This is a genomic window from Roseobacter sinensis (assembly GCF_025755255.1).
Classification (GTDB): Bacteria; Pseudomonadota; Alphaproteobacteria; order Rhodobacterales; family Rhodobacteraceae; genus Roseobacter; species Roseobacter sinensis.
Genome location: NZ_JALIEB010000004.1, coordinates 58,591 through 81,760, shown reverse-complemented (window position 1 = coordinate 81,760; position 23,170 = coordinate 58,591). Strand labels below are relative to the sequence as shown.

20 protein-coding genes are annotated in these 23,170 nt (G+C 64.3%); 8 read left to right on the top strand and 12 right to left on the bottom strand.

What is annotated here, in order from left to right:
- Positions 1–17 precede the first annotated feature (17 nt).
- The 4 genes from MUB52_RS07740 to MUB52_RS07725 all read right to left on the bottom strand — a co-directional run bounded on the left by MUB52_RS07740 (position 18) and on the right by MUB52_RS07725 (position 5,786).
- Positions 18–968: a D-amino acid aminotransferase gene (locus MUB52_RS07740; protein ID WP_263843635.1), complete on the bottom strand. Its 951-nt coding sequence runs from the start codon at positions 966–968 to the stop codon at positions 18–20.
- 232 nt (positions 969–1,200) lie between these two features.
- Positions 1,201–2,352 (bottom strand): glycerate kinase, encoded by a 1,152-nt coding sequence (locus MUB52_RS07735; RefSeq protein ID WP_263843634.1) that lies wholly within the window; start codon positions 2,350–2,352, stop codon positions 1,201–1,203.
- A gap of 102 nt (positions 2,353–2,454) precedes the next feature.
- Complete coding sequence (locus MUB52_RS07730; protein ID WP_263843633.1) at positions 2,455–4,149, bottom strand: SLC13 family permease; 1,695 nt, start codon at positions 4,147–4,149, stop codon at positions 2,455–2,457.
- 179 nt (positions 4,150–4,328) lie between these two features.
- Positions 4,329–5,786 carry a S8 family serine peptidase gene (locus tag MUB52_RS07725; protein ID WP_263843632.1) on the bottom strand — a complete coding sequence of 486 codons (1,458 nt, stop codon included), beginning with the start codon at positions 5,784–5,786 and terminating at the stop codon, positions 4,329–4,331.
- Positions 5,787–5,930: 144 nt separating this feature from the next.
- Between MUB52_RS07725 and MUB52_RS07720 the strand changes: the two genes are divergently transcribed.
- From MUB52_RS07720 to MUB52_RS07700, 5 genes are all read left to right on the top strand, one after another.
- Positions 5,931–6,461 carry an RNA polymerase sigma factor gene (locus MUB52_RS07720; protein ID WP_263843631.1) on the top strand — a complete coding sequence of 177 codons (531 nt, stop codon included), beginning with the start codon at positions 5,931–5,933 and terminating at the stop codon, positions 6,459–6,461.
- A 1-nt stretch (position 6,462) separates the two neighbouring features.
- Positions 6,463–7,230, top strand: coding sequence for an anti-sigma factor family protein (locus MUB52_RS07715; RefSeq protein WP_263843630.1), 768 nt, complete (start codon positions 6,463–6,465; stop codon positions 7,228–7,230).
- 192 nt (positions 7,231–7,422) lie between these two features.
- Positions 7,423–8,526 carry a P-loop NTPase family protein gene (locus MUB52_RS07710; RefSeq protein WP_263843629.1) on the top strand — a complete coding sequence of 368 codons (1,104 nt, stop codon included), beginning with the start codon at positions 7,423–7,425 and terminating at the stop codon, positions 8,524–8,526.
- A 151-nt stretch (positions 8,527–8,677) separates the two neighbouring features.
- On the top strand, positions 8,678–10,243 hold the full coding sequence (locus MUB52_RS07705; RefSeq protein WP_263843628.1) for a sensor histidine kinase: 1,566 nt from the start codon (positions 8,678–8,680) through the stop codon (positions 10,241–10,243).
- A 119-nt stretch (positions 10,244–10,362) separates the two neighbouring features.
- Positions 10,363–11,034 (top strand): response regulator transcription factor, encoded by a 672-nt coding sequence (locus MUB52_RS07700; RefSeq protein ID WP_263843627.1) that lies wholly within the window; start codon positions 10,363–10,365, stop codon positions 11,032–11,034.
- 86 nt (positions 11,035–11,120) lie between these two features.
- On the opposite strand, the gene MUB52_RS07695 is transcribed toward MUB52_RS07700, so the two are convergent.
- The 8 genes from MUB52_RS07695 to MUB52_RS07660 form a co-directional block, all read right to left on the bottom strand.
- Positions 11,121–12,767, bottom strand: a complete 1,647-nt coding sequence (locus MUB52_RS07695) for an ATP-binding cassette domain-containing protein (protein WP_263843626.1) — start codon at positions 12,765–12,767, stop codon at positions 11,121–11,123.
- Positions 12,764–13,666: an alpha/beta fold hydrolase gene (locus tag MUB52_RS07690; protein WP_263843625.1), complete on the bottom strand. Its 903-nt coding sequence runs from the start codon at positions 13,664–13,666 to the stop codon at positions 12,764–12,766. Before MUB52_RS07690 ends, MUB52_RS07695 begins: the two co-directional genes overlap by 4 nt.
- A 28-nt stretch (positions 13,667–13,694) precedes the next feature.
- A complete protein-coding gene (locus MUB52_RS07685) occupies positions 13,695–14,267 on the bottom strand; it encodes an aspartyl/asparaginyl beta-hydroxylase domain-containing protein (protein ID WP_263843624.1) in 573 nt (190 codons plus the stop codon).
- A 250-nt stretch (positions 14,268–14,517) separates the two neighbouring features.
- Entirely contained in the window at positions 14,518–15,024 is a 507-nt protein-coding gene (locus tag MUB52_RS07680; protein ID WP_263843623.1) for a DUF3299 domain-containing protein, read from the bottom strand.
- Positions 15,021–16,271, bottom strand: a complete 1,251-nt coding sequence (locus MUB52_RS07675; protein WP_263843622.1) for an ABC transporter permease — start codon at positions 16,269–16,271, stop codon at positions 15,021–15,023. Before MUB52_RS07675 ends, MUB52_RS07680 begins: the two co-directional genes overlap by 4 nt.
- Positions 16,268–16,951 carry an ABC transporter ATP-binding protein gene (locus MUB52_RS07670; protein WP_263843621.1) on the bottom strand — a complete coding sequence of 228 codons (684 nt, stop codon included), beginning with the start codon at positions 16,949–16,951 and terminating at the stop codon, positions 16,268–16,270. The genes MUB52_RS07675 and MUB52_RS07670 overlap by 4 nt, the downstream gene beginning before the upstream one ends.
- 20 nt (positions 16,952–16,971) lie before the next feature.
- The gene (gene zrgA / locus MUB52_RS07665; protein ID WP_263843620.1) at positions 16,972–17,559 is read right to left on the bottom strand and encodes a zinc uptake protein ZrgA; all 588 of its coding nucleotides are present in this window, start codon (positions 17,557–17,559) and stop codon (positions 16,972–16,974) included.
- A 34-nt stretch (positions 17,560–17,593) separates the two neighbouring features.
- The gene (locus MUB52_RS07660) at positions 17,594–17,980 is read right to left on the bottom strand and encodes a Fur family transcriptional regulator (RefSeq protein ID WP_263843619.1); all 387 of its coding nucleotides are present in this window, start codon (positions 17,978–17,980) and stop codon (positions 17,594–17,596) included.
- 376 nt (positions 17,981–18,356) lie between these two features.
- On the opposite strand from MUB52_RS07660, the gene MUB52_RS07655 reads away from it, so the two are divergent.
- The 3 genes from MUB52_RS07655 (at position 18,357) to MUB52_RS07645 (ending at position 23,170) form a co-directional block, all read left to right on the top strand.
- Positions 18,357–19,337 carry a TAXI family TRAP transporter solute-binding subunit gene (locus MUB52_RS07655; RefSeq protein ID WP_263843618.1) on the top strand — a complete coding sequence of 327 codons (981 nt, stop codon included), beginning with the start codon at positions 18,357–18,359 and terminating at the stop codon, positions 19,335–19,337.
- Between the two features lie 90 nt (positions 19,338–19,427).
- The gene (locus MUB52_RS07650; protein ID WP_263843617.1) at positions 19,428–21,635 is read left to right on the top strand and encodes a TRAP transporter permease; all 2,208 of its coding nucleotides are present in this window, start codon (positions 19,428–19,430) and stop codon (positions 21,633–21,635) included.
- A 287-nt stretch (positions 21,636–21,922) separates the two neighbouring features.
- Positions 21,923–23,170, top strand: coding sequence for an efflux RND transporter periplasmic adaptor subunit (locus tag MUB52_RS07645; RefSeq protein ID WP_263843616.1), 1,248 nt, complete (start codon positions 21,923–21,925; stop codon positions 23,168–23,170).

Here is a 23,170-nt window from a genome sequence, read left to right as displayed (position 1 = left end):
CCGTCGCCTGTGCCCTGTCAGGTCCCGGTCGCCTTTATCTCGGCCACATGGCGCGCCACCAGGTCCTTGTAGAGCGCACGGATGCGGCACGTGACCGGTCCCGCGCCGATGCCCTCACCAACAGGTTTGCCATCGATTTCGGCCACCGGTGTCTGCGCCCCGAACGTGCCGGTCAGAAAGGCTTCCTCGGCGCCGTAGGCCTCGTAGAGCGAGAAGTTTTTCTCGCGCACCGGGATGCCGTTTGCATGGCACAGGTCAATCACCTTCTGCCGGGTCACGCCGTTCATGCAGTAGTCGCCCGTCGAGGTCCAAACCTCGCCGCGGCGCACGATGAAGAAGTTGCACGCGTTGGTCGTGTTGACGAACCCATGTGGGTCCAGCATCAGCGCCTCGTCGGCACCGGCCTGCTCGGCCTGCAAGCAGGCGATCACACAGTTCAGCTTGGAATGGCTGTTGTATTTCGCATCCTGAGACATCGGCAGGCCGCGCACCTGCGGCACGGTCGCCAAACGGATGCCCCGGCTCTGTAGGCTGTCCACGGGCTTCGAGTGCTCGACGATCGCAACCACCGTGGGCCCGGATCGGCTGAGGCCGGGGTGCTGGAACGGTTTGGCCTTCACCCCGCGCGTGACCATGAAGCGACAATGCGCATCGGTTGTCATGCCATTCGCAGCCGCCGTGGCGTCCAGAGCCCGTCGGATCTCGTCCCGGCTCATCCCGATCTCCAGCGACACGGCTTTACAGGAGTCGAACAGCCGATCCATATGCGCATCAAAGAAGGCCCATACCCCATCGTACATTCGCAACCCCTCCCACATGCCGTCACCCAGCATGAAGCCGGAATCGTAGACCGAGACGCGGGCCTCCTCGCGGGGGACCAGGCTGCCGTTCAGGAAAATCTGCAGGCTGGCGTTGCGCGGATCATCCTCCGCGTCATGGGTCGAGTGGCTCTCAAGGGGCGGCATCATATCCTGGGGACCTCTCTGCGATGTCGGCTGCGGCGCGGGACTGTTCCCAGCCGCAGGCTTAGCCGATCATGTCGAGGTCGGGAAAGCGTGATTTCTCGCGGGACCGCATTCGCGCGCGCCTTGGGCCGGGATCTGCGCCGAAGAACCGCCAGCGACCCCGGATGCGGATCGCTGGCGGCCTGGGGGGTTCTGCGGATGTGCCTCAGGCGGCGCGGGCGGTCATATCCCGACCCTACAAGCGCATGCCGACGATCATCATGCGCATCGCATCCTCGGCCGCGCGGCGCAGCAGCTTCTCCCCCTTGTGGATCGCCTCGTCGAGCGAACAGGGGCGTTTGATGATCGAGGCAAAGGCGTCGATCCCATTGTCCAGCGTCTCCCGCACACCCTTGCCCAGGGTGCCGGCCAGCGCGATGGTCTGGATGCCCCGCTCTCTCGCGCGGCGCGCCACCTCACAGGGCACCTTGCCGTAGGGTGACTGGCCGTCCAACGACCCCTCGGCCGTAATCACGAGGTCGGCCTCGGCCAGCATCTCGTCAAACCTCAGATACTGCATCACCACATCAAACCGCGGGTGCAACGTCGCCCCGGCAAAGGCGACGAGACCTGTTCCCAGCCCGCCGGACGCGCCGGAGCCATTTGCATGCGCCAGATCGAGGCCTGTCTGCGCGCGAATGACCGAAGCGTAGCGCGCAAGCCCCGCCTCCAGCGCATCGACCTGCTCGGGTGATGCGCCCTTCTGCGGCCCGAACACGCGAGCGACCCCTTTAGGCCCCAGCAGGACATTGTGCCAATTCACGGCGACGTCGATCGTGACCTGAGCGAGCCGCGGATCAAGCCCGCTGGTGTCGATGTGGCTGAGCCGCGACAGCTCGTACCCGCCTAGTCCGATCTCTTCGCCCGCACAGTCGAGAAGACGCGCGCCGAGCGCCTGTGCCATGCCAGCGCCGCCATCGTTGATGCCACTGTCCCCGCACCCAACAAGGATCCGGTCCACGCCCTGATCGAGGGCGCGCAGGATCAACTCGCCCACACCGTAGCTGGTTGTGCGCCCGGGATCGCGCATGGTCTTGGGCACGAGGCTCAGCCCCGCTGCCGCCGCCATTTCAAGCACCGCGGTCCGGGGGCCCGGCCCGCCCATGATCCCGAAGAAGGATGAGACCGGGGCACCGACCGGGCCGGTGACCGTGGCCTCGTGCAGCCTTCCCCCGGTGGCGTTCACAAGCGCTTGCGTAAAGCCTTCGCCGCCATCGACCATCGGCGCTTCGAGCACCCGGGCGGCGGGCAGCGCGCTGCGGACGCCCTTACTGATAGCGCGGGTGACGTCATCAACCGAAAGCGATTCCTTGAAGCCGGATGGCGCAACCAAGATCGTGAAAGTCATTTTCTTATCTCCTTGTATTCGTGTCACAAAAGGAGAACGGTGAGGGCGCGTGTTTATTCCCCGCCCGACATATTATCTGCCTGTCCGGCGGGGTTTCGCCGCCTACCGCAGCCCGAGTTGATCGCCCAGACGGCGCATGCCGCGATTCACACCACGGGCGACGGTGGAGAGGTCCGCTTCCAGCTGTTCAAGGTGGTGCGAGACGCCGCTGCCCTGCCGGGGTCGAACGGTGCTTGCTGTTGCAGCCACCGGCTGCGGTTGCACCGGACGCATCACGGGCCGCAGGCTTGCCGTCGGGATCGTGGCTGCGCGACCAGCTGCGACCGGCTCGGCCATCGCAGGCTGCACGACGTTGAACGCTGTCGCTGTGGGCATCGGCCGATCAAGCTGTGCAGGCCAGAGGGTCAGCGCAACGAGGCACAGCGGACCTGCAACCGCCGGCATCAGCGGCAGAGCCAGGCGGAACAGATCCTGCTGGGTAAATGTGGGCTGATCGAGCGAGCCGTAGATCGCGACAGGTTTCGCACTCGCCATCATGGTCTGGCAGAACCCCGTGCCAAGAACAGCGACCATCACGATGAGCGCCGGGTCGTGTCCGAAGGCTGCAATGGGCAGCGCCACGGCGGGGATCAGCACGGCGGCCCGCGCGCTGCGCGACGTAATCACCAGATGGCAGAGCACGGCAACGCCGGTCATCACCATCACCGCGATCACCCGGTTTCGGACCAGTGCCTCGGGCAGAACGCCGAGCAGACCATCGGCCAGCCATTTGTCCACCCCGGTGCCGATCACCGCATCCGCGATCACAATCGTCGCGGTGAGATAGAGGATCAGCTCCATATCGACATCGCGGAAGATCTCCTTCGTCTTCCGGTCCGTGAACGGTCGCGACAACAACACCAATGCGCCGCCGAGCGAGATCACCACAATCGAAAGACCGTGCAAGTCGGTTGTCGTCCAAAGTGCAAGCAGCGCAACCAGAACCAGCGCCAGCCGCTTCTGCCGAACGGTCAGCGGATCCGTCGGAGGTGCAAGCGTCAGGGGCGTGTGGCACAGCTCCGCGGGCGTAAAGAGCCGGAGGATCAGTGCGGTGGCCAGCAGGCAGGAGACGAGCGAGACCGGCAGTCCGAGCAGAATCCACTCCAGATAGCCGATCTTCGGACCGCCCGCCGCTGCGATGGCATCGACCGCAATCAGATGCGCGCCTGCGCCCAGCAAAGAGCTGCCCGCCGAGAGCAGGATCACCGTTGGAAAGAGCAGCGCAAGCGGGCGGACAAGCCGCGGGTCCGGCACCTGACTGGAGACCGCTAGGAAGACCGGCAACAAGAGCGCGGCGCGTCCTGAGGTCGACGGGATAAAGAAGGCGGTCGATGCGATCAGGCAGGTGAGCGCATAGGCCATCGCCGCAAAACTGCGAAACGGAACCAGCGCCCGGCCGACGAGATGCTCCATCAGCCCGCTCGATTTCAGGATCGAAGCGATCACGAAGGCGCTCACCAGAAGCCAGACAAGCTCGCGCCCGAGCGCTGCAAAAAGCTTTGGTTCGGGGACGGTGCCGGTGAGCACCAGCCCCAGCGCCGCCGAGATCGCCACGAGAGAATCCGGCACGCGCGTCATCGTCCAGCCGAGGATGGCCAGCACGGTGATCGTAAGGGCCATGCGGCCCGCAGGGGCCAGCGCGTCGGGCGCGCTCCAGAGCAGGAGCGCCGCCGTGGCGGCCAGCGGAAGGGCAAGCAGCTCCGTCCGCGTCAGTGGGCAGATGGTCCCAAATGTCGGGGAGAGAGCGAGGCCGGTCATAACATGTCCTTCCGAAAGAGGTTGCGCGATGGACGGACAACGGGACGGACCGCCAATTATTCCGGCAGGCGCTACAAGACCGTCATAGGGTGGGCGCGCCTGGGCAAGCCTTCGCGCATCAGCGGTAAGCTGGTTCTGATCGCCCCCAACCGCGTGGCAGACGGCGTCTTGCGTGTGGTCTACTCCAGCAGCAAGGGCGGTGTGCCCGATGGTCCGCTACAGATCGGCGCAAACTGTACAAGACCCGACCCAAAGACCTCGTCCGGCCCTTCGTCGCCCAGATCGAGCGCGGTGGTCTTGAGGAAGGATTTTACCTCTGCAACCGTCAACTCAGGTCGCGAAGAGATCAGCATGGCGGCGGCGGCCGTGGCGAAGGGCGCGGCGAAGGAGGTGCCGGTTTTGGACCGCACGCCGCGGATCGACGCGGCCGTCCAGACCTCGACGCCGGGGGCCGCAAGATCCAGGTGGGGCCCGCGCCCCGCCCGACGATAGACGCGCCCCGACGCATCGACCGCCGTGACCGTCAGCACCGGTGCATAGCCGCCGGGAAACACCGGATCGGCGCGCGGTCCCTCGTTGCCGGCGGCGGAGACGATCAGGATCTGCGCCTCATGGAGGCGCATGACCATCTGTTCGAGAAGGACGTTATGCGGCCCGGCAAGGCTCATGTTGATGACGCGCACCTCCGCGACCGCGAGCTGATCCATGGCCTGCACCAGGCTGAAGACATCGCTCCGTTCGTCCCGCCCTGCCCGATAAAAGGCATCGACCGCGACAAGCTCCGCCTCTGGCAAGAGACCGTGCGCGCGGCCCGCGCGCGACCCGATAAGGATAGCTGCAACAGCAGTGCCGTGTTGCGCGCCCGAGGCCTCCTCATCCCCCCCGTCGAACGCGAGCACCGAGAGCCGCCCGCCGTCGAATGCCTCGTGATCAGGGTTGATGCCGGTGTCGATCAGGCCGATCCGCGCGGTGATCTGGCCGCAGCCCGCTGCCGTTGCACCCGATGGACGCAGACCGACAAGATCGAAAGACGCGCAATGCAAGCCTTCGCAGGCGCCGACAATGCCTTCGTTGGCCCGGTAGAAATGATTGAAATCCGCCGATTGGCCAGTCGGCAGCTGCTGGATCTGGTCAAGCGCCGCCTCAAGCGCGGTACCGGGCGGCACACGCAACCGGCGGACAGTGCTGCCGAGGGTCGCGATCTGAGCTTCCCGCAACACCTCATAGCCCAGCCCCGTCAAGGTCGCGAGATCGGCCTCCGAGAGATCGAGCACCACGATCTCATCCGCCGCCCGCTCGGGAAGCGGCGGCGCGGGTGCCGGGCGCGGGGCCTGTTGGGCAGGCGCTGGACGACCGAATAGACGGTCGAGGAAGTTGCCACCGCCCGATCCGCTGCGCTGCTGCTGGCTTCGGTCATCCCGGTCGTCATCGTCCCGGTCGTCATCCCGGTCATCATCATCGTCGCCGTTATCGCCGTTATCGCTGTCGCCATTGTCGCTATCGCCCCCATTGTCACCGTTGTCACCGTTGTCGTCATCGGCCCAGGCGATGGCTGATATGGGGCTGCCGACCCAGAGCGCAGGTAGGACAAAGGCGAAACCGCAGGATAGAAGGAGCAGGAAGAGGTACTGTCGCATTCTGGGTCTCCATCTCAGCCGCAACTTGCGGGTTTGGCATGCCTCATACGGCGCGTTGTTGCACCGCAGTTCGGGATTGCCTTAATGATAACGGGGCGCGCGACCCAATTATTCCACGATTTTTCGCTCGGGAGTCTAACACGGATGTCAGATACCTTCGCAGATGGCATCATCGCGCTGCTCCCGAACCTCCGAAGGTTTGCGCTGTCGCTGTGCCGGGCGCCGGATACGGCCGACGATCTCGTTCAGATTACGGTCGAGCGGGCCTTCGCCGCGCGGCATCAGTTCGATCCGGAGACACGGCTTGATGCCTGGTTGTTCCGCATTCTGCGCAACGCCTGGATCGACATGACCCGCCGCAGCAAGACCCGCGGCACTGAAATCGACATCGATGACGCGCCGGATGCCAGCACTGTCGACGGCACCAAGGTCACGGAAACCGCCCTGATGCTCAAGGCGGCCAAATCGGCCATCGACACGCTGCCGGAGGCGCAGCGCGACGTGATCATGCTGATCTGCGTGGAAGAGATGAGCTACAAGGAAGCTGCGGAAGTGCTCGAGACGCCTGTCGGCACCATTATGAGCCGTCTCTCGCGCGCGCGGATTGCCCTTGCAAAAAAACTCGGAATAAACCAGGACCCGGCACGTTCTTCTGAGAGCCATGGAGAAAGCTGAGATGCAACATCCTGAATTCACTGATGAAGAACTGATGGCCTACGCGGATGGGGAGCTTGCGGAAGAGCGGGCGACCGAATTGGACCTTGCCTTGGCGGAGAGCCCGGCGCTGTCCGACCGGCTGGCGCTTTTCGTCACCACCCGCGCTGTGGCCAAGGACGCCTGGACCCCCAGCCTGGAGGATCCGGTGCCCGCCCACCTGGTCGAGCATGTGCGCGCGCTTGCCGCCGAAACAGACGCGCCGCCGGCATCAGACGATACGGTTGTGGCCTTTCCGAAGCGGTCCGAAACGCCGGCCGCGACGCCCTTCTGGCGGCTACCCCTCGCTGCCGGGCTGGCAGCGGCCATCGGGCTGGGCGCCGGTCTCGGCCTCGCACCGCAACCGAACACCGGCACCGGCGGTATTGAGATCGCGGCCCTCACCGACAGCCGCATCGTTGACGCGCTCAATACGCTGCCGTCGGGCGCAGATCTGCGTCTCGACGACGGGGCGCGGATCGCGCCGATTGCGACGTTCTTCGATGGGGCGCAAAGCCTGTGCCGCGAGTTCGAATTTGATCGCGCGGATGGCATGACGGTCGTGTCTGTCGCCTGCCAGCGGGAGGGCCAGTGGGATGTGCAGATGGCCGTCGCCGCTACGGCCGCGACCGACACCGGCTATGCGCCAGCCTCCTCGCTCGATGTGCTCGATGCCTATCTGACGGCGAATGAGGCCGGTCCGCCGCTTGATCCAGACGCCGAAGCCGCAGCACTCGACGCACTGCGCTGATCCTCTAGAGAGGTTTGAAACGATCCAGCCGAGCCTCTGCTCGGCCGATTTTTTTATGTTTAAAAACAATGCGCTGAACGTTCATCTGGTGTTCATCTTCTTTTATCGAACCGTTCACTGGGCCAACAGGAAGCCGACAGACAGGCGTCTTAGATTGATTATCGAACGCACTAAACCAGAAGGATGACTGACATGACCGTTCACAGTTTCGATTTCGATCTGACGATGCTTCACTTGAATGCGAAGTGGGCCTTCACGACCCGCCGGGTCAACCACGAGGATGTGGCCGGCCTTGACCCCGCCGTCGACCTTGGCGTCGCCGGTGATCTGGTGCTCTGCGAGATCACCGAGATCAATCAGCATCAGAAGATTCAGCTCGCCAGCGGGCGCGCGTCGACCAGCTATCTCGGCGACAAGGTGGTGCTGTGCATCGGCGATCGCTACGCGCCCGACCAGTTCGAAGGAGCGGCCCGCATCACGAGCGGCGGCGCAGACCTGCTGGCAGGCGGCGGCGTGGTCGGCACGATGGAACACGCGCATGCCCGCATGGCAGAGCCGACGAAGCTGCGGCCCATCGCCCTGCTGACCGATCGCAGCGGCGAGGTCATCAACATCGCGCGCTATGGTCTGTCCGAACGGAAAATCCCCGAGCATGTCACCGTGATCGGCGTCTTTGGCGCATCGATGAACGCCGGCAAGACAACCGCGGCTGTCAGCCTGGCGCACGGTCTCGCACAAGCGGGCTTCGGCGTGGCTGGCGTGAAGGCCACCGGCACCGGTGCGTTCAGCGATTTCAACGCCTTCGAAGATGCCGGCGTCAGCGCCATGGACTTTACAGACGCCGGGATGCCCACCACCTACCGCATGCCGATGGACCGGATCGAAACAGGCTTCGAAACCCTGGTTGGCACGGCCGCGGAGAATGGCGCCGACATTGTCGTCGTTGAGATTGCCGATGGCGTCTTTCAGCAGGAGACACGGGAAATCCTCGCGGGGTCGCGGATCCGCGATCGGTTGGACGCGATCCTCTTTGCCACGCCGGACGCGCTCGGCGCGGTGGGTGGCACGCGGGTTCTTGCCGATCACGGTCTGAAGCCCTTCGCCATATCCGGCAAGCTGACCCTATCGCCGCTGGCGGTCATGGAAGCCCGGGCGGCGACCGGCATCCCGCAACTGTCGCGCGAAGACCTGTGTAATCCATCCGCGGTCATGTCCGTGGTAGGGCCTTTCCTGCGTCCCCAACAGGCTGCGGCCGCGGAAGACCCCCCGCTGATCCAGAAGATGACAGCCGCTTGATCGGGGCTCTGGGATCGGAGAGTGGGGGCCGCATTGACCGTGCGGCCCCCAAAGCTGCGCGCCTGCACCTCAGGAACGGGCTGGGCAACACGCGCAGCAGAACGCATAATCCCCCGAACATCGTGCAGTCCGAAGCATCGGAGACAGGATCATGAGCATCGCCATTTTGCTGCGCGGCCTCGCCGCCCTGATGCTGGTCATCGCGCTTGGCGGCACCGCCTTGGCGTATTGGAGCGCCCAGCGCGCCGCCTTCTTCAACGAGCGGATCAACCTGGCCCATGAATCCTACGAGTATCACCTCAAGCTGACCAGCAATACGTACCAGCTCTTCAAGCAATATGGCGACGCGATGCTGATCGGCGACAGGGACCAAGGCGCGGGCGAGGCCGAGCTGATCCGGCTGATCCGCCAGAACATCCGTTCGATCCGCGCGCTGATCGGGCGCGAGATCGACCTCGTGGGCGACGAGGAGATTGAGGAGCTTCAGCTGCTCGCCGAAATCGAGCGCAAGATCGAGGATCTGATCGCCCGTTTCGAAGTCGTGCGTCTGGACACTGGAGCCGAGCAGTTCGGGCACAACTGGGCCGGGATGTCGGTGATGCTCGACGACGACATCGACCGGGACTTTCACTCGATGATCGAAGCCGCACTCGCCGAGGAGCTGGAGGAAGTTCAAGAGACCCGGATCGCCGCCCAACGGCATCTGAAGACGGCCAACAGCCTGGGGCTCTTCCTCGCGGTGCTGGCACTGGGGGTGGTTGCGGTGGCGCTGTGGATCTACACGCGGCAAATCGTCCAGCCGATGCAGCAGCTCATGACCGGCGTGAACGCACTCGCCCAAGGACGGTTCGATCACCGCATGGCCCTGCCTGGCCGCACCGAGATCGCCGAGATCGGCGGCGTGATGGACGATATGGCCGCCATGGTCGAGGCACGGACCAAATCGCTCACCTCGCAGAACACCGCGCTGGAAGAAGCGGTACACGCCCGTACGGCAGAGCTTGAAAGCCTGCTGCAGAAATCCCGCCTCGCGGAAGAGGCGCGCCGCCAGATGCTCGCCGATGTAAGCCATGAGTTGCGCACGCCCCTGACGATCATCCAGGGGGAAAGCGATGTCGCCCTGCGCGGGGGCGACAAGACACCCGAGGAATACCGCGAAGCCCTGCGCCGCACGCGCGAGACGGCGAAACACACCAATCTGCTGGTCAACGACCTTCTGTTCATCTCGCGCGAGGAAGCCGGGCAGACCAAGCTCAAGCGCGAACGCGTTGACCTGAGGACTCTACTCGAGGAGGCGGTCGCCGTCTTTGGCCCCGATATCCCGGTGATCACTGATCTGGATCAGGCGGAGATATCTCTCGATGTGGCACGAATCCGTCAGTGTATCGCCGCGATGATCCAGAACGCGCGCCGCTATGGTGGCCCCGAGATCGTCGTGCGGCTGTTGCGGACCGGTGCGGGGTATCGCCTCAGCGTCGAGGACAACGGCCCGGGATTGCCCGATGGCGAGAAAGAGAAGGCATTCGAGCGCTTTTTCCGCGGCTCGAACGCCGCCGACCGATACGAAGACGGCGCCGGGCTCGGCCTGCCGGTCGTGCGCTCCATCGCGCGGGCCCACGGCGGAAACGCGCTGCTTGCTGACCGCGACGGCGGCGGACTTTCGAGCATCATGGACTTGCCGATCACGCCGCCCTTGCGCGTTGTTTCACAAAACTGAAACCGTCTCAAAAAAACGACCATACGACTGTGAACGGGGAATAACCTGCGCTGTCGCCCGTTTGCATGATAGAACGGGCGACGGCCGCGCGCCCGCAAGACACTGGAAGGCGCAGAGACATGAATATTCTATTGATCGAAGACGAACTGCGGGTCGCGGATTTCATTCGCCGTGGGCTCAAGGCCGAAGGCTGGGTGGTCGAACATGCAGAAGACGGCGAGACCGGGCTTGAGATACTTCAGGATCGCGGCTTTGACGTGATCGTTCTCGACTTGATGCTGCCCGGCATCAGCGGTCAGCAGGTCTGCCAGAAGCTGCGCGCACGCGGCAGCAAGACACCCGTCCTGATGCTCACCGCACTTGACAGCACCGACGAACGCGTTGCCGGACTTCGGCTGGGCGCGGATGACTACCTGCCGAAGCCTTTCGATTTCGACGAGTTGATCGCCCGCATCCACGCGCTGCACCGGCGGGTCACAGGCTATGCCAGCGACGATGACGACGGCAAGCTGCGGCACGAAGGCCTTGTTTATGACAGCGTCGCCATGGTGCTGACGGTGGATGGAAAGGTCGTCGACCTCTCTGCAAAGGAGCGCGAGTTGATCGCGATCCTGATGGGGAGCAGGAACCGCGCCCTCAGCCGCGAACGCATCCTGAATTCGGTCTGGGGAACACATGAAGACCCGATGACAAATGTAGTTGATGTCTACATCGGGCGCCTGCGCAAGAAGCTGGGCCCCTACGGCTCGCTGATCACGACCGTGCGCGGTGCCGGCTATCGCTTCGGCTGAGCCGGTCGGTCCACATTCTTACACGCAAACAAAAGCGCGTCTCGGGGATGGGAGCCTACCCCGAGACGCGCTGGTGCCCGCATCAGCTAGGTCAGATCCGTGTCGACCAGCAGATCGTCCGGGGCACCGGTCTCGACGATGCGACCGTCCTCGACACGCCACAGCACATCCATCATCCGCGCGATCCGCATGTTGTGGGTGATCAGCAAGGTGGTCGCATCGCAGTCTTCGATCAGCTTCTGCACCAGCGCTGGACCATCCTGGTCGAGCGCATCATCAGGTTCATCCATCAGCAACAGCCGCGGCTTGGACAGCGCGGCGCGGGTCAGCAGCACCCGGCGCAACTCGCCCGCCGAAAGGTTCCGCCCGGCTTCGGCAACAGTTCCGTCGAGGCCACCGAGGCGGCGAACAACCTTGCTCAGGCCGAAGTCGTCCGCCAGTTCGAGAATTTGCGCATCGCTGGGCCGTCCCTGCACGCCCATCGTCAGCGCGCGGCGCAGCGATCCCTTCAGCACCGGCGACCGCGCACCGATGAGCGCAATCGTCTCGCGTCGCTCCCGCGGGCTGAGGGCTGCGGGTGAAAGATCACCCATCAAAACCTGACCGGCCTCCGGGTGTTCGAGTCCTGCCGCGAGGCTCAGCAGCGTGGATTTGCCGGCCCCGTTCCCACCGATGATCCCGATCCGCTGACCGGGGAGCGCTGTTGCCGTCATATCGGTGAGCGCGCCTGCAGAAACATCTGCGAAGATCAGGTTGGGCAGGGCCGGCGGCAAGGTCACGTCCTCATCCCGCTCGATCTCGAGCTTCGGCACCATCAGCAGGTTGAGACACTTCTCGCGCGCGATCCGCCAGGCGCGATGACGGTCCCAAACCCCGGCGAGCGCGCGCATCGGTTGCAGCATCAGACCCACTGCCGCCAGCGCCCCTGCCGCCTCCGCGGCCGGCAAATCGCGCCAGAGCGCCACGCCGAACACACAGGTGGCCGCTATGCCCGAGATCACATCGGGGATCGCCCGCAATAGTGCAGCACCGCGCGCACGGATCAGGGCAGCATCGACGAGCTTCTCTGTCCGGGTTTGAAGCCTGCGGGTTTCGATCTGCATTCGACCCAGAAGGCGCAGCTCCGGCGCGTGCGGGATCCGCTCGCTCATGTCAGCGGCCAAACGGGCGCGGCGCGACCGCAACCGCCGGTGCGCGGGACCAAGCCGCGGCCCGAGGAGGGCCGAGAGCACGAGCCCTGCCGCAACCGGCACCGCCACTGCGAGGCCGATCTCGGGGTTCATGTAAAACAACACACCGGTGGCAATCGGCAGCACGATCAGCGCCGAGATCAGCCGTGCGAGACCCAGGCTGACCCAGGCGCGCACGGCCGTGAGGTCGCCCACGAACCGCAATGCCAGCGCCCCGTTGCGCCGCGCCGCAAGATCACGCGCCGAGACCCGCGCCATATGCTTGAAGAGTTTCATGCGCAGGGCCGCGGCAAAGTGCTGCCCCACTTTCTCGGCGGTCAGCCGTTCGTAGAAGCGCAGCGCGCCAATGATGAGGCCGGTTGCTGCCAGGGCGCAGAGCGCCAGCCATGGCAACGCGGCAGCAGGCGCGCGAAAGGCGGCAAAGACATCGCGGGTGGCGAAGGCGGCAAGCCCTGTGGCCGCGGCCTGCCCCAGGGCAAGCACAACCAGCAGCGCAACGCTGCGACCTCGACCGCCGCCGAGAATCCTGGGAAGCGCGCTCATGACACCACCTCCAGTCGGCCTTGCTGATGCGCGCAAGCCCGGCGTTCGGCTGGGGAACAGGTTCCGGTGCAAGCGGCGGGCTCTGGCACCTCTGGGAGGACGATCCGGTCGAGGCCGCCGCGCCGCACACAGGTTTCGAAATCGTGACCGCAGTTTGGCAGCACGTGCAGCTCGATATCGGGACGAACCTTCAGCTCTTCGGCGGCCTGCCGCACCGCCCGGGTCCAGCGAGCGGCCCGCGCGCGGCGATGCAAGCCTTGCTGCGCATCAATGGCCGGTCCACTGCGGGTGTTCTTGTCGCGCGCGCAGTCCTTTTCGCCAACCGTCACCCGCATTGGGATCGCGAGAAACCGGTCGAGCCCGGCCACCATCCGATAGCTCCACTCGTCCGCGTGATCCGGCCGCGGCCACAGGCCGTAGAGGTAGGATTCCGCATCGGGGAAGGTATACCAGCCGGGAGACGCAATGCTCAGCCGCGCCACCCGCTCAGGGTGCAGCAGGGCAAAGCGATGCGCGAACTGAGCACCACCAGAGAAGCCGAAAAGCGCGATCTGTTCGGTCCGGACCACGCCCTCTCGCCGCAGCCGGAGCAGGAGGTCGAGAAGCGCGAGGTCAGCCCGCCCGCAGAGAACCGCCTGCTGATAGCCCAACCAGTTCTCCTTGTCGAAGATCGGTGCGATCACGGGCCGGCCCTGCACCGCAGCGCGGCGCGCAAAGAGCGTCGCCTGCAGATCGGCGCCGCGCCGGATGCCATGCACCGCCACAAGCGGGGTTGCATCCGGCGCGATGACCTGAGGAAGCGCCAGCCAGCACGCCAGACCTGACGGGCCGGTCGGCGGCCGATAGACCAGCCGGTAGGCCTGCGGATATCTGAGCATGGTGTTGGATCGAATACACATGGGTGGCACTCCCTTTTTTGCCTGACCGTCAGGCGGCGCTGCCCAGAACATCCTCGGCGAGGTGTGACGGCAGCATGTCGAAGATCATATGGACGCGGTCCTGATCCCCGTCGTTGTTGGCTTCATGCATCTGGTCGTTGTCGAACCACCACAGCTCGCCCTGCTGCATGCGCACCTCTTCGTCACCGGCCTTCATCCAGGAGCCGTGGGTCGAGGTAAGAACGAGGTGATAGCGGTTGCGCACGCGGTAGTACTCGCCACGGTCGATATGCGGGTAGACCCGCTTGCCTGCCGGCAGGCAGACGATCTTGGCACGCCCGAGGATGCTGGCCTGCTCCTTTGCAAAGCTTTCCAGGAACGCCCGCGCGACGGGATACTGCGCCGAGCCGGTCGTCCAGCGGCTTTCGTGCACGTCTCGGCGCGCGCGCCCGCGGATCGCCGATTTCCGCAGACCCCTCAGCGGGATCGCCTTGGCCTCACGCTGAACGGCGATCTTGTCCTGCCGACCGGTCGACAGATCCCAGGCGTCAGAGATGCTGCCGATTTCCTCCAGAAACGGCGCTGGGTCGATATCTGATTTTAAGCATTTGAAGTATTTCATGTGGAACTCCTCTCAAGTTCGGCGACATGGGAACCGCACGTGATAAAAAGCGGCCGCAGCCCTCTCGCAGGGGAGCCACGGCGCTGCACCAAAGATGAGACCGGTGACGCTCCCAATCAATCAAGATATTGATTTTAATGGTAATTTCATAACGCCTTAACGGTGCTTTCACCGAATGTTCATCTTGGTGAAAAGACAGGCTGTTGCATCTGCGCACACTCTCGCCGAACCGCTTGCGCGGCGGCTCCAATCACCACTCGTAGAGTTCGATCTCCGCTGCCGTGAGCGCATAGCCGATGTCGGCGAGATCCGTCGATTGCAGCTGCGTGCGCATCGTCCCGGTGACCCAAACGGCTTCCCAAAGCTGATTGCCGGGCCACGGGATCTCGGTTGTCACGAAGACGAGTTGGTTGGGCGGTGGCGGCGGCACGTGAATGCAGGCGCCAACGTAGGGCACAAGAATGAACTCCGACACCCCATTCGCGCTGACCTCCATCGGGATGATGTAGCCCGGCATCCGGATGTAGGCCCCGTCGAGCGCCGCGTTCAGCTTGGTGGCATTGGCGTCATAGATCGGGTTCCAGGTGTCGTTGACCACGTCCATCTCGCCTTCGCCGATGATCTCGGCATAGGGCACGCCAGGCGGGATCAGATCGTCCCACGCAACGGCGCGCGGCGCTGTCGCCAGGGCGGTGGCGGGCCAGGTCGCACCCGCCAGGCCGGCGGCGATGAGATTTCTGCGGGTCAATCGGGTCATGTCCGCACCATCATACCATCGGCCAGCGACAGGCGATAGGCCCGCAGCGCCGGCACGAGGCTCACAATTGCGCCAGCAGCCACCACTCCGACCAGGACCAGGACTTCGCGCAGCGACGGCGGCTCGATGGGCAGCCAGAGACCAAAGGCGCTGTCGACAATCGGCTGCGTAAGACTCAGGACACCGTAAAGCAGGCCAAGCCCGAGCATGGCGCCCACCGCCGCGGTCAGCGCCGCTTCCAGCACCAGCAGCCCCACGATGGTGCGCGGCCGCGCGCCCATCGCGCGCAGAATGGCCATTTCGCGCCGCCGTTCGTTCAGACTGGAGAAGATCGTGGCCATCATCCCGATCAACGCGGTGACCACCACCATGGCTGAAACAGCGAGCAATGCGGTTTCGGCCACACCGACAATGGCCCAGAGTTCCTGCAATGCGACGCCGGGCAAGACCGCCAGCAGGGGCTCCTGCGGAAATTCGTTGATCGCACGCTGAAGCGCGAAGGTCTGGAGCGGGCTGCTGACGCCGACCAGCGCCGCGGTCACCGCCTTCGGTGTCAGATCCATCTGCCGGATCGTCTCCACCGGTGTCGCCTGCCCCGGTACCTGCGCCCCATTGCGCCAATCCACGTGGATCGCCTCGATCGCCTCCATGCTGACGATCACGGTCCGGTCGACCGGCGTACCGGTCTTCTCCAGAATGCCTGAGATGCGAAAGGGTTGGTCCTTGTGCTCGGTGAAGGAGGCGATGCCATGCGCAACGACAATCGGGTCGCCCAGCCGATAGCCGAGCGTTGCCGCCACATCGGCACCGATGACCGCATCGAAGAGATCGGCCATGCGCGCGCCGTCGGCCATGGCCAGGCTGCGCCCGCCGCGATACTTGTAGCGGTCGAAAAACGCATCGCTGGTGCCCATGACCCGGAATTGCCGGTGGCTGTCACCCAGCGAGATCGGTACGATCCAATCCACCTGCGGCTGCGCCGCGATGGCCTCATAACTCTGCCAAGTGATGTTGTTCGTCGCATTCCCGATGCGGAACACCGAGTAGAGCAGCAGTTGAACCGAGCCCGAGCGGGCACCCACGATGAGATCCGTGCCCGAGATCGTGTCGGCGAAACTGGCCTTTGCGCCGGTGCGCACCTTCTCGACCCCCAGAAACAGCACCACCGACAGCGCGATTGCGAGCACGGTCATGCCGACCGTCAGAGCCCGCGCGCCGAGCGAGCCGATGGCAAGCCGCAGGATCACGCCGCCTGCCGCGCGATCTGGGCGATGTCCTGCATGTGCAAGACGCGATCGAAACGGTCCGCCAGCCGCGGATCGTGACTGACCATCAACAAGGTCGTCCCGTGCCCCCGAACCTGCGCGAAGAGCAGATCGAGAAAGGCCGTTTGCGTGCCCGCATCAAGCGCGGAGGTCGGCTCATCCGCGATCACGATGGGCGGACGCCCGATGAGCGCCCGCGCCACGGCGACCCGCTGCTGCTGCCCGACGCTGAGCGTGGCGGCTTTGGCCGATGTAATCCCGGCCGGAAGCCCCAGCGCGTGACACAACTCAACCGCTTCCGCCCGCGCATCACCGGCCCGCGCGCGACGCTCGGGCGCAAACCGGATCGGCAGCAGGATGTTGTCCAGGACCGAACCGAAGGGCAGCAGGTTGAACTGCTGGAAGATCATTCCGATCCGTTCAGCGCGAAACCGATCATGCGCGCCGCCGGAGAGGGCCGCGATATCCTGTCCGTACACCTCGACACGGCCCGAATCCGCAAGAACCGTGCCACAGATCAGCGACAGAAGCGTCGACTTCCCCGAGCCGCTTTCCCCCAGCAGCAGAACCGTCTCGCCCGGCATCACCTGCAAGTCGGGCACCGACACCGAAAACCCTGACCGCCCGGCCCATCTGAAACGCACCTCGTGCAGCCGCAACATCGGCCCGGACCCCGTCACCGTCAGAACATGCCGCGCAGGTTCAACTCTGGCGCGGACCGGGTCACCTCCGCCGCCTGTGCGCCTGTCTCCGATACGATCTGAACCTCCAGTTTGCGCGCGTTCTCGAACGTCTCGAAATAGGCAAAGCCGATCTCCGACAGCGCGTCGGGATTGGCGCAGTTCAGCACGTAAGCCGCATGGAATTCCGCATGCTCGGCTTCGGCCGCATCGTGGTCATGCTCTGCATGGGCGTGGTCATCGTGGCTGTGACCGTGGTCGTGGTCGTCGTGAGTGTCAGCCCCCTGCAGCTTCGCGCTAGCTTCGACCACCGTGCACTCTGCCGTCGCGGGAACGACGAAAAGATCGAGCGGGCGCGCCAGCGTGGCGACGGCAGCATCGATCGCCGCGCGTTCTTCCGCGGTCTTGGCGGCGTATTCGAACCCGACGATGTCGGCGCCCGGCGCATGAAGCTCCAGCGCCAGCGTCGTTCCCTCCATCGCCATGTTGAGCTGGCCAACGCCATGTTCGTGCGCACCGAGTTGACGCGTCTCGTCAGCGAGTGCGGGGCTTGCAAGAAGAACCAGAAAGAGAGGAAAACCGTGTTTCATGTCAGACCTTTCCAAGGCAATGTATGTCGCCGCGTCACGCGGCACAGTTTCCGCATTGACCGCGGAGTTCGAAGATATGGCGGGCGGGTTTGAAGTTCGTCGCTGCAATCAGCGCCGTCAGCTCGGGCAGCAGCGGGCCACCGTCATGTTCTTCGACGACACCGCAGCTTTCACAGATCGTCAGCAGCGCCATGCTTTGTGCATGATCGCAGCGGCACGGGACAAAGGACTTGAGCGATTCCAACCGGTGCGCGCGACCTTGCTCTGTCAGCGCGGCCAGTGCGCGATAGACCGTCGGCGGCGCGATCTCGGGCTCGTCCCGCTGCAGTTCCTCGAGGATCTGATACGCGGTCATCGGCGTCTCAGATGCGGTCAAGACCGACAGAATGTCCGACTGACGTGTCGCGGCCTGCTTGCGCATGGGGTGCCTCCGCCTTCTCCCGTGATTTTGTTATTTTATAAAATAACAGTCATCAAGCAGGAAGTGCGCGAGGTGAGGCGCATCGGCCAGCATCGGCAAAGGCTGGCCGACTGTAGCCCACCAAACTGGCGGTTCGGCAAGCTCCGTACACCCGGTGGCAGGCCACCGGGAAATGACGCAAAAGCTGTCACTTCGGCCTTGCGGTTTGGCGACAGCACACTCTAATGTCACGGGCCGACAACTTGTGGACGAATTGGGGGTAAATTCGGCGTCAACACTCGGTTTTTGACTTGAGATTGCGGCCTGTCCGCACAATTCACACTTTGTTGAAAACACCCGATCGGGCAAGGTCGGTACCAACATTGGAGGAAAATGAATGAAATACTCAGCTTTCGCGCTTGCGAGTTTGCTTATCTCGACCGCAGCCTTTGCCGAAGAAGACCGCACCGGCTGGCCTGACAGCTTCACTGTCGCCACCGCATCCCAGGGCGGCACCTACTTCGCCTACGGCTCGGGCTGGGCCAACCTGGTCGCGGAAGAGCTCGGCCTGACCGGTGGCGGCGAGGTGACGGGCGGCCCGGGTCAGAACATGGCACTGGTCCATACCGGCGATACGCAATTCGGCATGACCACCATGGGTCCGGCGGCCGAAGCGATCCGCGGCGAAAGCCCGATTGCGCCCGGCCTGCAAATGACCAATGCCTGCGCGATGTTCCCAATGTACCAGACGCCGTTCTCGGTCACGGCGCTGTCGTCGTCGGGGATCACCTCGATCTCGGAGATCCCGGATGGCGCGCGGATCGGGTTCGGCCCGGCAGGTTCCACCTCCGATACCTATTTTCCGCGGATGATGGAAACGCTGGGCGTCAACTTCGACCGCCGCAACGGCTCCTGGTCTGACCTCGGCGGACAGCTGCAGGACGGGCTGATCGACGTGATCGCCTTTGCGGCGGGTGTTCCGGTGCCGGCGGTCAGCCAGCTTGAGGTCCAGACCGATGTGAACATCATCGAGTTCACCGAGGAGGAACAGGCCACCATCATGGAGGCGTTCCCCGTCGCGCAGTTCGACATTGCGGCCGACACCTACACCACTCTGACCGAGGATGCGCGGTCGGTCTCGATGTGGAACTTCGCCATCGCGAACTGTGACCTGCCCGAAAGCTTCGTGCATGCGGTGGTCGATATCATCATGTCCGACAACGAGCGGATGGTGAACATACACCGCGCGGCCCGCTCCACCATTCCGGAGAACTGGGACAAGAACAACGGCGTCATCGCCTGGCACCCCGGTGCGGCGCGCTGGTTCATCGAGAATGCGGGCGCCGACATTCCCGCTGATCAGATCCACGGCGGCTGATCGAACGGGCTCCGCAGACCCTGCGGAGCCCTTTTTGCACGCCGTTTGGCGTCTTTCCGAAGTCCCTTACAAGATGCGGCGGCCCTGCCTATGACATCCGATCCTCAAAGCGCCTCTCCCCTCGATACAGCGGTCGTCGACGAAGAGCTCGTCGAGAAGAATCGCAGCGTTTTTTCCGGCACGTTGAAACTCGCTGTTGCGATATTTGCCGGGCTCTACGCGATCTTCCACATGGCGGTTCTGAACGGGTGGTCGATCCGCGACTGGACCGGTGTCGACATACCGGGACTGCCGGTCTTCCCGATGGAAACCTGGAACTTCCGCATCGTGCACATCGCCGGTGCGCTGATCCTGGGGTTTCTTCTCTACAGCGCGCGTCCGTTTCGCGATGGGCCGGGCCGTCATCCCTTGGACTGGCTGGCCTGGGCGGCGATGTTACCCGCGCTCTTTGCTCTTGTCACGGCCGTGCGTTTCGCGTCTGACATCGCAGGTGGAACACAGTGGAACGGGGTCGATCCCGGGATCCGGTCTGCCGAAATCTGGCAATACGGCGTTCCACTCGTGGTGGCGACTGCGATCGGGATCGTTGTCGGCTGGATGCGACCCCGCGACCGCGCCGCGGTTGTTCCGGCCGATATCCTGCTGTCGATCTGCGCGGTTGCAGTGGCGAGCTATCTGATCACGATCTACGGCACGCTGATGCGCAATGCCACCGGCACGCCGTTTGCCCCCATCGGCATCAGCCTCGCAGCTGTGGCTGGAACAGCGCTGATTATGGAGCTCACCCGCCGGGTCGCAGGGCTCGCACTGGTGGTTATCGCCGGGATCTTCCTGGTCTATGTCTTTGTGGGCGACCTGCTGCCGGGCTTTCTGAACGCGCCGAACATCGAATGGGCGCGCTTCTTCAGCCAGGTCTATACGGACGCGGGGATCCTCGGGCCGACCACAGCGGTGTCCTCGACCTACATCATCCTTTTCATCATCTTCGCGGCCTTCCTTCAGGCCTCGAAGGTGGGCGAGTACTTCGTGAACTTTGCTTTCGCCGCGGCAGGCCGCGCCCGGGGGGGTCCCGCCAAAGTGGCGATCTTCGCCTCCGGCCTCATGGGCATGATCAACGGGACCAGTGCGGGCAATGTGGTCGCCACCGGATCGCTCACCATTCCGCTGATGAAGCGCGTGGGCTACCACTCCAAGACGGCCGGGGCTGTCGAAGCGGCAGCGTCCACCGGCGGGCAGATCATGCCGCCGATCATGGGCGCGGGTGCCTTCATCATGGCCGAGATCACCGGGATCCCCTACACCGATATCGCCATCGCCGCGATCATCCCCGCGGTGCTCTACTTCGTGTCGGTCTATTTCATGGTCGACTTCGAAGCGGCAAAGCTGGGCATGCGCGGAATGCGCGACGACGAGTTGCCAAAGCTCGCGGACATGGCGCGCAAAGCCTTCCTGTTCCTGCCCATCTTGATCCTCATCGGGGCCCTCTTCATGGGCTACTCGGTGATCCGCGCTGGCACGCTCGCGACCGCCGCCGCCGCAATCGTCTCCTGGCTGACCCCCTTCCGCATGGGCCCCCGTTCCATCGCGAAAGCGTTTGAGCTGGCCGGGACGATGTCGATCCAGATCATTGCCGTCTGCGCCTGCGCGGGCATCATCGTGGGCGTCATCTCGCTGACCGGCGTCGGCGCGCGCTTCTCCTCCGTCTTGCTGAGCATCGCGGATGCGAACCAGCTTCTGGCGCTCTTCTTTGCCATGTGCATCGCCATCCTGCTCGGGATGGGCATGCCAACGACCGCGGCCTATGCGGTGGCGGCCTCTGTCGTCGCGCCGGGTCTGGTACAGCTTGGGATACCGGCGCTGACCGCGCATTTCTTTGTCTTCTACTTCGCGGTCGTCTCCGCCATCACGCCACCGGTTGCCCTTGCTAGCTATGCGGCGGCGGGCATCTCCGGCGCGAACCCGATGGCAACGTCGGTCACCTCCTTCAAGGTGGGCATTGCTGCCTTCATCGTGCCTTTCATGTTCTTCTATCACTCCGCCATCCTGATGGAGGGCACCTGGCTGCAAATCCTTCAGGCGGCCGTGACGGCAATCCTCGGGGTCTTCTTGTTGTCGTCGGGTGTGCAAGGCTGGTGGGCCGGGCGGACCGCCGGGGTGCTGATCCGGGTCGTCCTGCTTACTGCGGCGCTCTGCATGATCGAAGGCAGCCTTCTGACGGATCTGATCGGTGCCGCCATCGCAGCAGCCCTGTTCTTCTGGGCACGCATGCGGCGGGGCAGCCCCGAACCTGCGCAATAACCGGATACTTGGCGACGCCGCCGCTTCAGCGCAGCGGTTGCGGGGCACGCTGCGGCGCGACACAACGGCGGCGATCCACCGCACTCGCGAAGCAACCCTTCGCCAATAAGCCGCTTCCTTCTAAACCCTTGGAAAGATTTTATAATGCCCAGATCGGGCGACCTTCAGACTCCGGCCATTTCCCCGCTTGGGACCGGCCATGTGGGCCGCTCACAGGAAGGTGTTTCCGAGAGCGGCGCTCATGTGCAACAACATGCTGGAAAACACCGACGACGGGAGCGGCAGTCATGCGCATATACGACATCTTGGGAATAGCGGCTGCGGTCTGCATCAGTTTTGTGGCAGCAGCTTCGGCCCAGGATGCGGTGCCGCGCCCGGCGAAAGTCACAGTGGTACAGGCGACCGAAGAGACGGTATCGCGCAGCTACCCGGCAACCGTATTGCCGTCACAGGAGATCGAATTGTCCTTCAAGGTCTCCGGTCAAGTGGTGCAGCTCCCGGTCCGGGCGGCGTCAGAGGTTGAAGCGGGTGATGTGATCGCGCAGATCGATCCACGCGATTTCGAGAACCAGCTTCGCCAGTTGCAAAGCCAACGCGCCCAGGCACAGGCCCAACTTGACGCGTTGAGAACAGGCGCCCGCGCAGAAGAGATCGTGGCGCTGGAAGCCGCTGTGGCCTCCGCCCAAGCGCAGGTCGATCAGACCCGCGAAGCGCTCACACGGGCCGAAGAGCTGCTGAACAGGGGTGTGTCGACACGCGCCCAAGTCGAGGAATCGCAGGCCCAGTTTCGCGTGGCCGAGGCCAATCTTCGCGCTCAGCAGGAACAGCTGCGCATTGGGCAGGTCGGCGGCCGCCCCGAGGACATCGCCGCAGCCGAAGCCGGGCTCGAAGGCATCGATGCCCAGATCAAGATCGCGCGCGACGCACTGGCTGACGCGACTTTGACGGCGCCGTTCGATGGGATCGTCGCGCGACGCGACATCGAGAACTTCACGAACGTGCAGGCCGGCCAATCCATCGTTCTCTTGCAGGGTCTCGATGTTGTCCATCTCGCGTTCGACATTCCTGGTCCGGATGTATCGGAATTGGCCCGCAACGGCCCCGATCAGATCAGGAACATAGCGGTTTTCGATGCTCTGCCCGGGCAGCGGTTCGATGCCGAACTGGTCGAGTTTTCGGTTCAGGCCGACAGCGCGACCCAGACCTACCGCGGCCGGGTTGCCGTCACGGTGCCGGAAGGGTCTGTCATCCTGCCCGGGATGGTGGCGCGGGTGATTTCATCGACAGCGGGCGCCGATGCGCAGATCAGCGCGCCGCTCTCCGCCATCGCCTCGACGCCCGACGGTGCGCCGTTCGTGTGGCTCGTCGATGAGGACGGCCAGGTCGCGGCGCAGCCCGTGACGCTCGGCGAAGCAAGCGGAGCAGAAGTCGTCGTGAGCGAAGGTCTGTCGGACGGCGCGATGATTGTGTCTGCCGGTGTCAGTGAACTCATCGACGGCATGACGATCCGTCCGGTCACCGCAGTCGGGAACTGA

Coding starts and splice junctions, on each gene's coding strand:
- MUB52_RS07680 (WP_263843623.1), bottom strand. CDS start 15,024: ATGACCCGATTGACCCGCAGAAATCTCATCGCCGCCGGCCTGGCGGGT.
- MUB52_RS07730 (WP_263843633.1), bottom strand. CDS start 4,149: ATGACCGGCCTCGCTCTCTCCCCGACATTTGGGACCATCTGCCCACTG.
- MUB52_RS07685 (WP_263843624.1), bottom strand. CDS start 14,267: ATGAAATACTTCAAATGCTTAAAATCAGATATCGACCCAGCGCCGTTT.
- MUB52_RS07690 (WP_263843625.1), bottom strand. CDS start 13,666: ATGTGTATTCGATCCAACACCATGCTCAGATATCCGCAGGCCTACCGG.
- MUB52_RS07710 (WP_263843629.1), top strand. CDS start 7,423: ATGACCGTTCACAGTTTCGATTTCGATCTGACGATGCTTCACTTGAAT.
- MUB52_RS07655 (WP_263843618.1), top strand. CDS start 18,357: ATGAAATACTCAGCTTTCGCGCTTGCGAGTTTGCTTATCTCGACCGCA.
- MUB52_RS07670 (WP_263843621.1), bottom strand. CDS start 16,951: ATGTTGCGGCTGCACGAGGTGCGTTTCAGATGGGCCGGGCGGTCAGGG.
- MUB52_RS07740 (WP_263843635.1), bottom strand. CDS start 968: ATGATGCCGCCCCTTGAGAGCCACTCGACCCATGACGCGGAGGATGAT.
- MUB52_RS07645 (WP_263843616.1), top strand. CDS start 21,923: ATGCGCATATACGACATCTTGGGAATAGCGGCTGCGGTCTGCATCAGT.
- MUB52_RS07725 (WP_263843632.1), bottom strand. CDS start 5,786: ATGCGACAGTACCTCTTCCTGCTCCTTCTATCCTGCGGTTTCGCCTTT.
- MUB52_RS07660 (WP_263843619.1), bottom strand. CDS start 17,980: ATGCGCAAGCAGGCCGCGACACGTCAGTCGGACATTCTGTCGGTCTTG.
- zrgA (WP_263843620.1), bottom strand. CDS start 17,559: ATGAAACACGGTTTTCCTCTCTTTCTGGTTCTTCTTGCAAGCCCCGCA.
- MUB52_RS07650 (WP_263843617.1), top strand. CDS start 19,428: ATGACATCCGATCCTCAAAGCGCCTCTCCCCTCGATACAGCGGTCGTC.
- MUB52_RS07700 (WP_263843627.1), top strand. CDS start 10,363: ATGAATATTCTATTGATCGAAGACGAACTGCGGGTCGCGGATTTCATT.
- MUB52_RS07695 (WP_263843626.1), bottom strand. CDS start 12,767: ATGAGCGCGCTTCCCAGGATTCTCGGCGGCGGTCGAGGTCGCAGCGTT.
- MUB52_RS07720 (WP_263843631.1), top strand. CDS start 5,931: ATGTCAGATACCTTCGCAGATGGCATCATCGCGCTGCTCCCGAACCTC.
- MUB52_RS07735 (WP_263843634.1), bottom strand. CDS start 2,352: ATGACTTTCACGATCTTGGTTGCGCCATCCGGCTTCAAGGAATCGCTT.
- MUB52_RS07705 (WP_263843628.1), top strand. CDS start 8,678: ATGAGCATCGCCATTTTGCTGCGCGGCCTCGCCGCCCTGATGCTGGTC.
- MUB52_RS07715 (WP_263843630.1), top strand. CDS start 6,463: ATGCAACATCCTGAATTCACTGATGAAGAACTGATGGCCTACGCGGAT.